Raw genomic sequence first — 13,756 nt, 5'->3', positions numbered from 1 at the left:
GAGCCTCCTCAGCATGAGGGCGAGGGTGATTGCCCTTCACTCGATCGCCCTGATCCCGGTGATCTCCATCTCCTGGGGAAGGGCGGCGCGCGCCGCCCTTCTCGGGCTCGCGCTCGCCTCGCCGGCGGGGGCGGACGAGGCTTTCGTCACCAATCAGGGGAGCGGTGATCTGACGATCGTCGATCTTTCGACGATGCAGCCGATGGCGACGCTGCCGATCGGCGGCAAGCCGGCGGGCGTCGCCGTCTCCACTGACGGCGCGAGAGCCTATGTGACGAGCCCCGAAGGCAAATATCTCTCCGTCGTCGACACGCGCGAGCGCCGCGTGCTGCGCAGAATTCCGCTGGAGGGCGGCCCGCTCGGCCTCGCCGTCGCGCCGGACGGCAGGCGCGTCTATGTCGCCGACATGTACGAGCAGCGCCTTTTCGCGGTCGATCCCGAATTGGGCGTCGTCGCGACGGCGAAAGTCGGCCCCACGCCATCGGGGGTCGCGGTGACGCCGGACGGCAAGACGATCCTGGTCGCGATTCGCGACGCCGATAAAATCGCCTTCGTCGATGCGGCCTCCTTCGAGAAGCGCGGCGAATTGGATGTGGGCCGGCATCCTTTCGGCGTCACCATCGATGCGAAAGGCGAGCGCGCCTATACGGCCAATGTCGAGTCGGACGATGTCAGCGTCGTCGATCTCGCGGCGCGGCGCGTCGTCGCCACGGTGAAGGTCGGGAAAAGGCCCTATTGCGTGGCGCTGGCGCAGGGCAGGGGCTTCGTGACGGATCAATACGCCGAGGCGGTGAGCGTTTTCGATCTCGAGACCTTCGCGCCCCTCGCCCAGGTGAAGGTCGGCGAATATCCGGAAGGAATCGGCGCGAGCCGCGACGGCAAGACGATCTACGTCGCCAATTGGTTCACCAATGAATTCTGGTCGATCGCCGCCGACAGTCTGAAGGTGATCGCCAAGGCCAAGACCGGCGACGGGCCCCGCGCCTTCGGCGCCTTCATCCGCGCGATGAATTGACATGCTCCGGCCGCACGCCGAGGCCGATCAGCCGCGCCGGAATCTGCCGTAGAACGGGAAATATGTCGAGGAGACGCAGCGCCAGCGGCGGCTCGAAGGGAGCATCCGCCGCCAGCACGCTGCGAATCACCCGGTTCTGGATGAAGAGCTGTAGCCGTTGCGTGAGACGCGCCGGCAATTCGCGGCGCCTCTGGACGGCGGCGAGATCTTCGTCGCGCAGCGACCCTGTCCGCAGCTTTTCGGCGATGAGATTGGCGGTCGCCACCGCATCCTGAATCGCGAGATTGATTCCGACGCCGCCGACCGGCGACATCGCATGGGCCGCGTCGCCGATGCAGAGCAGGCCGGGCCGGCTCCAGACCTTCAGCCGATCGACCTGCACGGTGAGCAGGCTGACGTCCTCCCAATCGCGCAAATCCTCGACGCGGTCGGCGAGGAAAGGAAGGCAGTCGACGATCGTGTCGCGAAACGCGCCGATCGGCCCGCTCCGTATCGCCTGCGCGCCGCCTTTGGGGATCACAAAGCCGATCTGCCAATAGGCGCCGCGCTCGATCATCGCGACCATGCGACCCGGCGCGATGCTGCCGAAAGTCTCTTCCGGATCGCTCGCTTCGCGCCGCAGCTCGAGCCAGAGCACATCCATGGGCGCGCCGAAATCCTCCACCTCGAGGCCGGCCGCTTCGCGCATGCGCGACGTCCGACCGTCCGCGGCGAGGACGAGATCGGCGCTTATCTCCATCTCTCCCTCCGGCCCCGCGGCGCGCACGCCGACGACGCGGCCCTGGTCCTCGAGGAGACCGCTCGCCGCCGTCTTCATGAAGAGCCGGAAATTCGGCAGCTTCTTCGCCTCGCCCGCGATGAAGTCCAAAAAATCCCATTGCGGCATGAAGGCGACGAATTTGCACAAGGTCGGCAGGCGGCGGAAATCGGCGACGACGAATTTGCGATTTCCCAGCTGAGCGGAAATCTGAAAGGCCTTGCGATGCGGCAGCTTCAAAAAATCGTGGAGCAGGCCGAGCTCGAACATGAGTTGCAGCGTCGAAGGGTGAATCGTGTCGCCGCGGAAATCGCGCAGGAAATCCGCGTGCTTCTCTATGACGACGACGTCCACGCCGGCGCGGGCGAGCAGGAAGCCCGCCATCAGTCCCGCCGGTCCGCCGCCGACGACGCAACATCTCGCGGCGATCGTCTGCGGCATCGGCCTCTCCCTCGATGAAAAGGCCGCGCGCGGCCCGCTCGCTTCTTTAATGGTCAATTCAGCAGCGGTTTTCCATTCGCATCCTTCACATTGGCCGCCCAGCTCTTGCGGATGAGCGTCACGACGGAGGCCGGCATGGGCTCGAAGTCGAGCTCCTCGGCCGCCGCCGCGCCCTTGGAGAAGGCCCAGTCGAAGAATTTCAGCGCTTCGAGCGCCGCCGCCGCATCCTTCGGCTGTTTCGGCAGCAAGATGAAAGTCGCCGCCGCGATCGGCCATGAGCGCGCGCCGGCTTGTTCGGTGAGCAGTCGGAAGAAGCCCGGCGCGCTCTCCCAATCGGCGTTGGCGGCGGCGGCCTCGAAGCTCTCCCTGCCCGGCGCGACGATCTTGCCGTCGCGGTTCACCAAGTTGACCGCGGCGAGCTTGCCCTGCTTGGCGTAGGCGTATTCCACATAGCCGATCGCGCCCTTGGCGGCGGCGACATTGATGGCCACCCCTTCATTGCCCCTGGCCCCGAGGCCGAGCGGCCATTCCACGGTGACGTTCTCGCCGACCTTCTCCTTCCATTCCGCCGAGACGCGGGACAAATAATCGGTGAAGCAGAAGGTGGTGCCGGAGCCGTCGGAGCGATGCACGACGACGATCGGCGTCGCCGGCAATTGCGTCTTCGGGTTCAGCGCGCGAATCGCGGGATCGTCCCAGCTCTTGATCTCGCCGAGAAAAATGCGGGCGAGCGTCTGCCCGTCGAGAACGAGCTCGCCGGATTTGATCCCCTCGACATTGACGACGGGCGTGACGCCGCCGACGACCTGCGGCCATTGGATGAGGCCGGCGGCTTCGAGCTCCTTGGCCGTCAGCGGCTGGTCCGAGGCGCCGAAAGTGACGGTTCGCGCCTTGATCTGGCGGATGCCGCCGCCCGAGCCGATCGACTGATAATTGACCCGATTGCCGGTCTCCTCGGAATAGCTCTGCGCCCATTTGGCGTAGACGGGGAGGGGAAAGGTCGCTCCGGCTCCGGAGATATCGAGGGCGCGCGCGCCCTGGGCGGAAAGGATCGCCGCCAGCACGGCGGCAACAATACATCTCGAACACTTCGAAATCATGTTGTGGTCTCTTGGGATTCGACGCGTCGCTTCTCGTCCGCTCGAGCTGAAATCAAATAATTTTCAACTTGCTGCGGCGCGCCATCGCGGGCGCGGCGATTGTCGTCTTTCTGTCACACTCCTCCTTTTCCACGACTGGCCGCCAAAAGCAAAGCTCGCGGATGAGGCCCAACGACGCGGCGCCTGCGACTGGACATCGCGCCGTCTTGACGCAATAAGGAGCCACGCAAACTCTCTCGGACGCTCCGACATGTCCTACATCATTCGTTTCTTCACCTGGTGGAATCGGGCGACGCTCAGCACGAGCCTGTGGACGCTGCTCTATGGCGAGCGCGTCGGGACGGATGAGTTCGGCAACGTCTATTACCGCCGCCGCGGCGGCAAGAAGGACAAGGCGCTGGGCTTCGAGCGCCGCTGGGTCATCTACAAGGGCTACGCCGAAGGCTCGGCGACGCCGCCCGGCTGGTACGGCTGGCTGCACCACACCGTCGACACGCCGCCCACGCAGGAGACATACGAGTCGAAGGAGTGGGAGCTGCCCTATCGCCCCAATCTGACCGGCACCTCCGCCGCCTATCATCCGCCGGGCTCGATCCTCGCGGAGGGCCGCCGTGACCCGGCCGGCGGCGACTATGAGGCCTGGACCCCGCAGGCGTGAGATCGGCGGCGGCGCGCGGCGTCGCCCGCCGCGACCACGGATTAGCCACGCTCTTTTCGTTCATGGCGGCATGAGGCGCGGGCGGCTGGCCCGAGCCAGAGATCGTTAAACGAGACCCGATACATGATCTCCCGCTCCTTTCGCCTCGGTTTCGCCCTTGCCGCGACTGCGGTCGTCGCAGGCGGCGGCTGGGCGTCGGCCGATCCCATCCGCAATCCCACCGCCGTTTTCGCCGGCCTCGACAAGACGACCGGCCGAATCATCAATTTCGACGTCGCCGTCGACGAGACCGTGCAATTCGGCTCGCTGCAGGTGACGCCGCGCGTCTGCAACACGCGGCCGCAGACGGAGGCTCCGCAGACGACGGGCTTCGTCGAGGTCGACGAGCAGGACGTCACGAAGATCGAGGCCAAGCGGATTTTCTCCGGCTGGATGTTCGCCGCGAGCCCCGGGCTGCATGGCGTCGAGCATCCGGTCTATGACGTGTGGCTCGTCGATTGCCGCGGCGGCAAGGAGATCGTCCAGGCCCCGGCGGCCGATCCTGGGGCGGCTTCCGCCAACGTTCCCGCCGCCGCGCAACCCGAGAAAAAGCGCTCGCGCTCCCGCAAGGTGGAGCCCGTCGCTCCGGTTCCGGTCGAGGCGGCGCCGATCGGCCCGCGCGATTCGGTCCTGCCGGAGGGCGTGAAAGCGCCGGACGACGGCGCGCCCGCGCCGCCCGCCGAAAAACCCAAGAAGAAGAAAAAGAAGCAAGCCTCGCAGCCGGCCGCCGCGCCCGCTACGTCGCCGTTTCCGTTCTGAGCGCGGGCTCGGGACGCAGGACGGCGACGACGTCCCGCCCGGCGATGGGTTCGTCCGCCCAGCGCGCAGGCTCGGCGAGCGCCGTCTCCAGCAAAGCGTGATAGGAGTCGCGGCTGATCTCGACGGCGCCGAGCGAAGCGAGATGCGTCGTCATGAATTGCGTGTCGAGCAGGCGAAAACCGCCTTTGACGAGCCGGGCGACGAGATGCGCCAGCGCCACCTTGGACGCGTCCGTCTCGAGATGAAACATGCTCTCGCCGAAAAAGGCCGCGCGCATGGAGACGCCATAGAGGCCGCCGACGAGCCTGCCCTCCCGCCAGCATTCGACGGTATGAGCGAAGCCCATGTCGAACAGCTGTCGATAGAGACGCTTGATCTCGGCGTTGATCCAGGTGTTCTCGCGCTTGGGCGCGGAGGCCGCGCAGGCCGCGATGACGGCGTCGAAATCCGTGTCGGTCCTCACCTCGAAGCGATCGGAGCGGATCGTCTTGGCGAGTGAGCGCGAGATCTTGAAGGCGTCGAGCGGAAAAATCGCGCGTTCCTGAGGGTCGACCCAGAAGAGCTGCTCCTCTTCGGCGCTCTCGGCCATGGGAAAAAGGCCGATCGAATAGGCGCGCAGCAGAATCTGCGGCGTGATGGCGTAATTTGCGGAAGAGGGGCGCGACATCCCGCAGATTGTAGCGCAACGGGCGACGGAATCGAGAGCGTTCGGGCGCCTAGTGCGTTTCCAGCCGAAGTGGCCGCCGGTTCGGCGTTGGAAACGTGTGGAAAGAAAAGACTCCGGCCGCGCGGTCGTCGGCGAAGGCGGGCGACGGCGCGGGCGAGATCTTCGAAAAATTTGACGGCGGCGACGCTTCGCGCCGCCGCCGTAGGAAAACCATCCGTCCTGTCGGGGCTTACTTCGTCGCCGCCTCGTACAAGGACTCGACATATTCCCAGTTCACGAGATGGTCGAGGAAGGCCTTGAGAAAGTCGGCGCGGCGATTGCGGTAGTCGATGTAATAGGCGTGCTCCCAGACGTCCGCGACGAGCAGGGGCGTCGCGCCATGGACGAGCGGATTCTCGGCGTTCGGCGTCTTGCGCACGGCGAGCTTGCCGTCCTTCGCCTCGAGCCACACCCAGCCCGAGCCGAACTGGCCGAGACCTTGGGTCTGGAACTCCTCCTTGAACTTGTCGACCGAGCCGAAGGAGTCGACGATCGCCTTCTCCACCTTGCCGGGGATGGCGCCGCCGCCATTGGGCTTCAGCCACTTCCAATATTCGGAATGGTTGTAGTGCTGGGCGACATTGTTGAAGACGGGCACATTCTTGCCGAAGGAGGCGACGATGATCTCCTCGGTCGACTTGCCTTCGAACTCGGTGCCTTTGATCAGATTATTGGCGTTGGTGACATAGGTCGCATGATGCTTGTCATGATGATACTCGAAGGATTCCTTCGACAAATAAGGCTGTAGCGCATCATAGGCGTAAGGAAGGTCGGGAAGGGTGAAGCTCATAATCCTTGCTCCTGACTGGGGTTCGCGAGCGCAGCATTCTCCGCTCGCCTCTACCTAGAACCCGGCAGGGCTCCAAGCAACTTCGCACGGCCGCAGTCTAACAAGTTTCATGCAAAGCTCGGACGACAAGCCCGCGCGCGGCGCGAAAAAGCCCGCCCGACAGGGTCGGGCGGGCCGGGCAGGACTTGCGCTGGGCGGCTATTTCACTCGGCCTGGTGGAGCGCCGCCGCATCGGCGGCGGGGTCGGCCGGTCCTTTCCTGCGCTTCCACGCCACGAGCCAGAGGCCGGCGCTCAGCGCGAGGAAGCCGATCGCATAAAGGATATATTCGATCGTGTTCCACAGGCTGAAAACGCCCACTTTGAAGGGAAAGCTGGAACTCCATTCCCTGCCGTCGCGATCGGCCACGGTGATGATCGCGACATAATTCCCCGCCTCCTTGAAGTCGTGCTCGAAGGTCATCGTGGCGTTGCGGTGGATCTTGGGAGGCGCATAGAACTCGGTCGCCGCGCCGAGATCGGCCTTTTCCTTCTCCTCGCCGAGGTTTTTGACGATGCGCACGCCTATGGCGAGGTCGCGCAGGTCGACGGTCGGCGCCGCGGGCTCTGCGGTCGGGGCCTGATTCTGAACCATGTAGGAATCGGGGAGGCGGGCCGATTCGAGCGCGCTGAGAGCGATCACCGTCGGGCCGGTCCGCGGGATGTCGTCGCAGAATTCCTCCGGCTCGCCTTTGCGCTGATAGCCGATGAAGTGCACCTTGACGGGCCCCACTTTCACCACGCATTCGTCCTGCTCCAGCTTGACGCCGCCATGCGCGAAAGCAGATCGTGGCGCGTAAGCATAACTTCCCATCGCCAAAGCGAATAGAAGGGTAAGCATAAATAGATTACGCCTCTTAGAGCGCGTATCCATGGTTTCGACTCCCCTGAATTAGGCGGATCGTCTCCGAACTTCGTTATAGAGACATTGATATCTTCGATGTCTGCATTGCATTCGAGAAATTCTATGTGATGTTACGCCGCGGATATATCGTGACTCATGGGATTGAATTTCGTCTCGGGGCGCCATTGCGGCGGCTGTCGTCCGGCCTCCACACTCGCGCCTGAATTTTCGTGGCGAATGCTCGTGGAAAACCGTCGCAGCGGCGCGTGCGCGAGCGTGCTAACAGACGGCGGGCGAGGCGGCGGCGTCGCGCGATCTCGATCGCGAGAAGAGGCGGAACATGCGGGGCGTTTGGTATTTTCGTCTGACGCGTTGGGGAATTTTCGGGCTCGGCGGAGCGCTCGTGCTCTGGGGGCCGGCTGCTATGTTCGAGGGCTGGGACAAGATCCAAATCGAACGCGGCTGGAGCCTGTTCATCGCCGGCGCGGTGGCGGCCTCCGGCGGCGTGGTGACGCTGGCCATCGCCGCGGCCCTGTCGCGTCTCGACCATGCGCTCATGACGTTCGCTCCGCGCGTCGCGGCGCCGGCGCCGGCCGCGGAAGCGCCTGTGCAGAGCCCGCCGCCGGCTCCCGTCGCGCCGCCGACGATTCCGGCTCCCCCGGGAATTGAAGCTTTTGCGCCAAAGCCGCGCTTCGTCGAGGAGCCTGAGCCGGTCGTCGAGGTCGATCGTTATGAGAGCGGAGGCGCGCTCTATGTGATGTTTTCGGACGGCTCGGTCGAATTTCGCGGCGACGGGCAGGTGCGGCGCTTCGGCTCGCTCTCCGAGCTGCGCGCCGCGGTCGGCACCGCCTGACGTCAGACCGAAAGAGAGAGCGTCACCGGCACATGATCGGACGGGCGCGTCCAATTGCGCGCCTCGCGCAGCACGGTCATTTGCGCGAGCTTGTCGGAGAGCGCCTCGCTCGCCCATATGTGATCGAGCCTGCGGCCGCGATCCGATTTTTCCCAGTCGGAGGCGCGATAGCTCCACCAGGTGTAGAGCTTCTCCTCCTTCGGCACGAAGCGGCGCATCGTGTCGATCCAGCGCCCGGCCTCGATCACGCGGCCGAGCTTCTCCACCTCTACGGCCGTGTGGCTCACCACTTGGAGAAGCGCCTTATGGCTCCAGACATCCTGCTCCAGCGGCGCGATGTTGAGATCGCCGACGAGCAGCACGCGTCCGTCGGTCACGCGCTCGCGCGCGACCCATTCGGACATCTCGTCTAGAAAATCGAGCTTATGGGCGAATTTCGGATTGATCTCGCGGTCGGGCTCGTCGCCGCCGGCGGGCACGTAGAAATTATGGATGGTGAGCGGCGTCCCGCCATTGGGCAGGCCGACCGAGACATGGCGCGCGTCGCCCTTCTCGCAGAAGTCGCGCGTCTCGAGCAGCTCGAGCGGATGTTTCGAGACGATCGCGACGCCGTGATAGCCCTTCTGGCCGTTTATCGCGAAATGCTCGTAGCCGAGCGCGCGAAAGTCCGAAGTGGGGAATTCGGCGTTGCGGCACTTCGTCTCCTGCAGGCAGAGCACATCCGGCGCGTGCTCTTTCAACAATTGCGCGACGATCGGCATGCGCAGGCGCACGGAATTGATGTTCCAGGTGGTGATCTTCATCCGCTTGTCGTCTTCTCGAGAGGGGATCGTCGCGATCCGGCGGCGTCAGCCATTGCCGCGGTCGCCGAACAAGAAAGGCGCCACATCGGCGACGCCGGGCGGCTTCTCGGCGCTGAAGGGCATGGGCCGGCAGACCGCCATGGCCGAGAGGCCGACGCGCGCCGTCAGCAGGCCGTTGAGCACGCCTTCGCCGAGCCGCGCGGAGAGTTTCGCCGCAATGCCGTGTCCGACCACCTGCTGCAACAGCGAATCGCCGATGGCGAGGCCGCCGGTGATCGCAAGATGCGCGCCGACCGAGCGCGCGAGCTTGAAGAAGCCGAGCAGACCTGGCCGTCCGCCATAAATTTCCGCGATGCGGCGCGTCAGCCTTATCGCCTGGGCGGCGACGAACAACAGATCGAGCAGCGCGCGCGGGCTGACCGTGGTGACGATCGACACGCGCTTCGACGCGTCGGCGATCTCGCGGCGCGCCAGCGCGTCGAGCGGATGGGCGATATGGCGCTCGGCGAGATCGACGAGATCGCGCCCGTCGATGATCTGCTGCGAGAATTCCAGCACGAGGGCGCGGGCGCGGCCGGTCTCGGGGCGGTCCTCATAGAGCTTGCAGAGCGCCTTCACATGCTCGCGCGCGGATTTGATGTCGTCGCGAAGGCGCGCTTCGGCGAGGGCGATATGCAGCTTGGCGATCCGATTCTGCCGCGCGATCGCCGCGATCTCCTTGGCGAGCAGCGCCAGCAGCGCGACCAGCGCCGCGCCGGCGAGGACGAGGCCGATGGTTCCGAGCAGCGCCGAATGGGCGAAGAGATCCTCGACGAGATTGGTCAGCCACATTCCGCCGGCCAGCAGCAGCAATCCCGTGACGGCCGACACGAACAGACCGCTCCAGGAGACCAGCATGTTGCGCAGAACGCCGCGCTTCTGCGCGGCCTCGATCGCCTTCTCCTCCTCGACGAAGTCGCGCGGCGGCGTCTCGAGCTCGAGCGCGAAGACGTCCGTCTGCGCCTCGAAGACGCTCGTCTGGGCCGCTCCGTCCGCCGCCTCGGGCCTCGCGCTCTTGGGAGGAACGATCTGCTCGCCGTCGAGGCGGAAGGCGCGTGGGCGCGGTCTGCGTTCTGGTTCCGTCATCCTGGTCGCTTCGTCGCGAATTCGCCCCGCCGCTTTCTAGCGCATGAGGAACGGCGCCGCTCGGGAAAACTGCGGCGCGCGCCGAACTCTCGACAGAAATCCGAGCTCTCTACAGAAATTATGGGGGCGGCGCGTCTCGCCCCGCCGGAGGGGTCGCCTCAGGCGGAGAGACGCTCGTCTCGCATGCGCTCCACCGTTGACGGGGTGTCGGCGGCCACGCGGGAGTCGCAGCCGCTCGAAAAGGCGGGCGGCGCGAACATGGGCGTGAAGTTAGCGCTTTCCGCTCGAACGATTCCGTTCGAGCGGCCAGAATTCGCTCCGCATGGAAAATTAGACCAGTCTTTGATCCAAAAGGATCGGAGACTGGTCTAGCATGATTTGCCTTTGAATTTCGCCGGCGGCGATCGACGCGCCCCCTCGTCGCGCCGCGGCTTTTCGTCGTCGGACAAAGGGAGCTCGATCTGGCTCGCGAGCAGCGCGGCGAGCTGAGACTGCCGGCCGACGCCGGTCTTGGCGAATATGTTCTTGAGTTGGCAGCGCACGGTCGCCTGCGAGGTTCCGTGTCGCGCGGCGATCTGCTCCGGCGACAGGCCTTCGACGATTCCGCTCGCGACATTCGCTTCGGCGGCGGTGAGATCGAAGAGCCCGCGGATGAGGGCCCGGTCGGGGGAGCGGCGGGTCCTGACCGGCGTGACGACCAGAAGGCCGAAGCCGCCGTCGAAGAGATCGCGCGCTTCGCCCGCAATCGGAACGACATGGACGATGACCGTGTCGCCGTCGCGCGCTCTCGCGGGAAAAGAGCGCACGGTGGCCGCTGCGGGGTCGAAGATGTCCGCCACGGCGCGCCGCAGCATTTTATCGGCGGAAGCGTCGGCGAGCGCGAGGCGATCCCCGGCCAGCCACATGATGTGCCGCGTCATCTTGTCGAGGAGGGAGTTTGTCGCGAGAGTTTTGCCGCGCGCGTCGAAAATCGCGGCGGGCAGCCCGATCATCGAGAGCGCTTGCACGGCGGCGTGCAGCCGCTCGAGGCGCCAGCGCGCCGAAAGAAAGCCGGCCCGCGCGAGATGGGGGCGAAAAGCGTCGAGACGGGCGATGTCGCCGGACTCGAAGCGATGCTGGCCGATGCGGCGGTTGATCTGCACCACCAAGAAATCGTCGCTGGGCGTCGGAATTGCCACGGCCGCGGCGTGCAGCAGGCCGGCGGCGGTTCCCCATTGCGTCATCAGCGAATCGGCGAGCCATTCCTCCTGCGTGAAGACCTCGTAAGCGTCGACGAATCCGGCGCGATTTGCGGCGAGCAGCCGGTCGGTCGCCTCGCTCGTCGCGACGGCCGGCGATCTGAGGTAGTCGTCGACCCCGGCCATTGCGGAAGAATAGCGCCAGCCGAGCCATGCGTCGCTGCGGCGGGTGAGAATGACGCCGCCGGCCGCGTCCACCGATGCGGCGAGATCCTCCATGACCTGCGGCCACAAGTCGGGATCGGTCGCGGCGCTGTAGATTGCATCGACGAGACTTTCGAAGTCGACTGTCCGGCGCTTCATAATCAGGTGTCCCAAAAAGGGAATGCAACACGCTGTTAACCAGGTCAGGCAGTTTCCGAGCCAGTCGGAGGCCGCCGTCGGCGAGGCTCCTTACTGTCGAGGCTCCTTGCTGTCGAGGCTCCTCACTGTCGCGAGCAGACATGTTTCCAGCGTCATGGCCGCGCTTGTCGCGGCCATCCACGCCACGACGCTCCGGAAAGCTGAGAACAAGAGCGGAACAATGCCGCCTCTTCTCCCCGCGTGCCGCAATGTCCCGGCGCGGATGGCCGCGACAAGCGCGGGCATGACGCGGCTGTATGGAAGTTGTTGACCTGGATTCGGAGCCCTGCTGTCGCGAGGCGCCTTCTTGCGGGGCGCGGCGGGCTCGATTAATTTCGGCCGCGCGTGCGGCGAATGGCGCCGAACGCTTGCGGCTCGGGTCTCCTCTCCTTGACTTTCTTTTCATTTCCAGAGCTCGGCGCGCTGGCGATCGGCTATCTTCTCGGCTCGATTCCCTTCGGCCTGCTGCTGACCCGGCTCGCGGGCACCGCCGACATTCGCTCGATCGGTTCGGGCAATATCGGCGCGACCAATGTCTTGCGCACCGGGCGCAAGGACCTCGCGGCGGCGACCTTGCTGCTCGACGCCCTGAAAGGGCTCGCCGCCGCGCTCGTCGGCGCGCAGATTTCGCCAGACGGCGCCGTGATCGCGGCCGCGGCGGCGTTTGTCGGCCATATCGCTCCCATCTGGCTGCGCTTTCGCGGCGGCAAGGGCGTCGCGACATTTCTCGGCGCGCTGTTCGGCTCGAGCTGGCCCGCCGGCCTCGCCTTCGCGGCGGTTTGGCTGTCCATGGCCGCCCTGTTTCGATATTCCTCGCTCTCGGCGCTCGCCGCGAGCCTCGCCACGCCGGTGGTCCTCGCCGCGAACGGCCATGGCCGCGAGGCTGTCGTCTTCGCCGCCATGGCGGCGCTGTTGTGGTGGAAGCATCGCGACAATATCCGCCGCCTGCTCGCTGGCGGCGAGAGCCGGATCGGACAGAAGTCGTGAGCGAGCCATCCTCCGCGAGCAGATTGACGGAGGAGCAGCTCTTTCACTGGCTGCGGCTCATACGTTCGGAAAATGTCGGGCCGCGCACTTTTCGTCAGCTCGTCAATCGCTTCGGCGGCGCGCAGGCGGCGCTGGAGGCGCTTCCCGATCTCCTCGCGCGCTCCGCTCATGGGCGGACGATCCGCATCGCCGAGCCGGGCGAGGCGCGCGCCGAGCTCGAGCGCGCCAAAGAGCTCGGCGTGCGCTTCATCACGCTCGGCGACGTCGATTATCCGCCGCTCTTGCGCGAGATCGAATCGGCGCCGCCGCTGCTCGCGATCCGCGGCTTCGCGGAGATATTGTCGCGGCCCTGCGTCGCGATCGTCGGCTCGCGCAACGCCTCCGCCGCCGGAATGACTTTCGCCGAGCGGCTGGCTCAGGGCCTCGCGCGGGAAAATTACGTCATCGTCTCCGGCCTCGCGCGCGGCGTCGATCTCGCCGCCCATCGCGCGAGCCTCGGCACGGGGACGATCGCCGTCCTCGCCGGCGGCCATGCCCGGCCCTATCCCGCCGAGCACCAGCCGCTCATCGAGGAGATCGTCGCTCGCGGCGGCGCGGTGGTGACGGAAATGCCGCTCGAATGGGAGCCGCGCGGCCGCGACTTTCCGCGCCGCAACCGCATCGTGTCGGGCCTTTCGCAGGGCGTCGTCGTCGTCGAGGCGGCGCGCCGCTCCGGTTCTCTCATCACGGCGCGCTTTGCCGCGGAGCAGGGCCGAGAGGTCTTCGCGGTCCCTGGCTCGCCGCTCGATCCGCGCGCGGAAGGGACCAACGATCTGTTGCGTCAGGGCGCGACGCTCTGCGTCGGGGCGGACGACGTCACGCGCGCGCTCGCCGCGAGCGCCGGCCGTCAGGGCGATCTCTTCGGGGAAGGCGCGCGCGCGGAGGACGCGCATGCGGAAGAGCCGCTGTGGGAGGAATTGAACGATTTGTTCTCCCTGCAGGAGCGGCCGACGAAATTCGCTCATGATCGCCCTGCGGCGGCTGCGTCGCCCGCGCCTGCGATCGCGCCTCTCGTCGCGGCCGCGGCTGCGGGCGAGGGGACGCAGGCGGTCGATCCCGTCGCGCGGATCACGGCGCTGCTCGGACCCGCTCCGATCGCCGTCGACGATCTGATGCGCGCCGCGGGCCTGCCCGCGCGCGACGTCAACGCCGCGCTGCTGGAGCTCGATCTCGCCGGGCGCCTCACGCGGCACGGCGCAAACCTCGTCTCGCTGGCGTGAATG

14 protein-coding genes are annotated in these 13,756 nt (G+C 66.1%); 6 read left to right on the top strand and 8 right to left on the bottom strand.

Annotation, left to right across the window (positions count from 1 at the left end; translation table 11 throughout):
* The first annotated feature begins 58 nt into the window (after positions 1 to 58).
* The gene (locus tag Mspo_RS03855) at positions 59 to 1,015 is read left to right on the top strand and encodes a YncE family protein (RefSeq protein ID WP_159727325.1); all 957 of its coding nucleotides are present in this window, start codon (positions 59 to 61) and stop codon (positions 1,013 to 1,015) included.
* On the opposite strand, the gene Mspo_RS03850 is transcribed toward Mspo_RS03855, so the two are convergent.
* Together Mspo_RS03850 and pstS are read right to left on the bottom strand one after the other, a co-directional pair.
* Positions 996 to 2,213, bottom strand: coding sequence for an FAD-dependent oxidoreductase (locus tag Mspo_RS03850; protein WP_159727026.1), 1,218 nt, complete (start codon positions 2,211 to 2,213; stop codon positions 996 to 998). The two genes, Mspo_RS03855 and Mspo_RS03850, sit on opposite strands and share 20 nt — an antisense overlap.
* Before the next feature lie 53 nt (positions 2,214 to 2,266).
* Positions 2,267 to 3,313 carry a phosphate ABC transporter substrate-binding protein PstS gene (pstS, locus tag Mspo_RS03845; RefSeq protein ID WP_159727024.1) on the bottom strand — a complete coding sequence of 349 codons (1,047 nt, stop codon included), beginning with the start codon at positions 3,311 to 3,313 and terminating at the stop codon, positions 2,267 to 2,269.
* Between the two features lie 250 nt (positions 3,314 to 3,563).
* Here pstS and Mspo_RS03840 point away from each other — a divergent pair, with 250 nt between their 5' ends.
* A complete protein-coding gene (locus Mspo_RS03840; RefSeq protein WP_159727022.1) occupies positions 3,564 to 3,971 on the top strand; it encodes an NADH:ubiquinone oxidoreductase subunit NDUFA12 in 408 nt (135 codons plus the stop codon).
* Between the two features lie 123 nt (positions 3,972 to 4,094).
* Positions 4,095 to 4,769 carry a DUF2155 domain-containing protein gene (locus tag Mspo_RS03835; RefSeq protein ID WP_159727020.1) on the top strand — a complete coding sequence of 225 codons (675 nt, stop codon included), beginning with the start codon at positions 4,095 to 4,097 and terminating at the stop codon, positions 4,767 to 4,769.
* Here Mspo_RS03835 and aat read toward each other — a convergent pair.
* The 3 genes from aat to Mspo_RS03820 all read right to left on the bottom strand — a co-directional run bounded on the left by aat (position 4,747) and on the right by Mspo_RS03820 (position 7,116).
* Complete coding sequence (aat, locus tag Mspo_RS03830; RefSeq protein WP_159727018.1) at positions 4,747 to 5,436, bottom strand: leucyl/phenylalanyl-tRNA--protein transferase; 690 nt, start codon at positions 5,434 to 5,436, stop codon at positions 4,747 to 4,749. The genes Mspo_RS03835 and aat overlap by 23 nt on opposite strands.
* A gap of 229 nt (positions 5,437 to 5,665) precedes the next feature.
* Positions 5,666 to 6,265 carry a superoxide dismutase gene (locus tag Mspo_RS03825; RefSeq protein WP_159727016.1) on the bottom strand — a complete coding sequence of 200 codons (600 nt, stop codon included), beginning with the start codon at positions 6,263 to 6,265 and terminating at the stop codon, positions 5,666 to 5,668.
* Positions 6,266 to 6,468: 203 nt separating this feature from the next.
* Entirely contained in the window at positions 6,469 to 7,116 is a 648-nt protein-coding gene (locus Mspo_RS03820) for a hypothetical protein (protein WP_159727014.1), read from the bottom strand.
* 370 nt (positions 7,117 to 7,486) lie between these two features.
* Between Mspo_RS03820 and Mspo_RS03815 the strand changes: the two genes are divergently transcribed.
* Positions 7,487 to 7,999 carry a hypothetical protein gene (locus tag Mspo_RS03815; protein WP_159727012.1) on the top strand — a complete coding sequence of 171 codons (513 nt, stop codon included), beginning with the start codon at positions 7,487 to 7,489 and terminating at the stop codon, positions 7,997 to 7,999.
* 2 nt (positions 8,000 to 8,001) lie between these two features.
* On the opposite strand, the gene xth is transcribed toward Mspo_RS03815, so the two are convergent.
* From xth to Mspo_RS03800, 3 genes are all read right to left on the bottom strand, one after another.
* A complete protein-coding gene (xth, locus tag Mspo_RS03810) occupies positions 8,002 to 8,802 on the bottom strand; it encodes an exodeoxyribonuclease III (protein ID WP_159727010.1) in 801 nt (266 codons plus the stop codon).
* A gap of 45 nt (positions 8,803 to 8,847) precedes the next feature.
* On the bottom strand, positions 8,848 to 9,927 hold the full coding sequence (locus tag Mspo_RS03805) for a YcjF family protein (protein WP_159727008.1): 1,080 nt from the start codon (positions 9,925 to 9,927) through the stop codon (positions 8,848 to 8,850).
* A 368-nt stretch (positions 9,928 to 10,295) separates the two neighbouring features.
* Entirely contained in the window at positions 10,296 to 11,468 is a 1,173-nt protein-coding gene (locus Mspo_RS03800; protein WP_159727006.1) for a helix-turn-helix transcriptional regulator, read from the bottom strand.
* Positions 11,469 to 11,861: 393 nt separating this feature from the next.
* On the opposite strand from Mspo_RS03800, the gene plsY reads away from it, so the two are divergent.
* Positions 11,862 to 12,494, top strand: coding sequence for a glycerol-3-phosphate 1-O-acyltransferase PlsY (gene plsY, locus Mspo_RS03795; protein WP_159727004.1), 633 nt, complete (start codon positions 11,862 to 11,864; stop codon positions 12,492 to 12,494).
* Positions 12,491 to 13,753, top strand: a complete 1,263-nt coding sequence (gene dprA, locus Mspo_RS03790) for a DNA-processing protein DprA (protein WP_159727002.1) — start codon at positions 12,491 to 12,493, stop codon at positions 13,751 to 13,753. The genes plsY and dprA overlap by 4 nt, the downstream gene beginning before the upstream one ends.
* Positions 13,754 to 13,756: the final 3 nt, after the last annotated feature.

The organism is Methylosinus sp. Ce-a6, assembly GCF_009811655.1.
Taxonomy (GTDB): Bacteria; Pseudomonadota; Alphaproteobacteria; order Rhizobiales; family Beijerinckiaceae; genus Methylosinus.
This window is presented reverse-complemented; position numbering and strand designations above follow the sequence as displayed.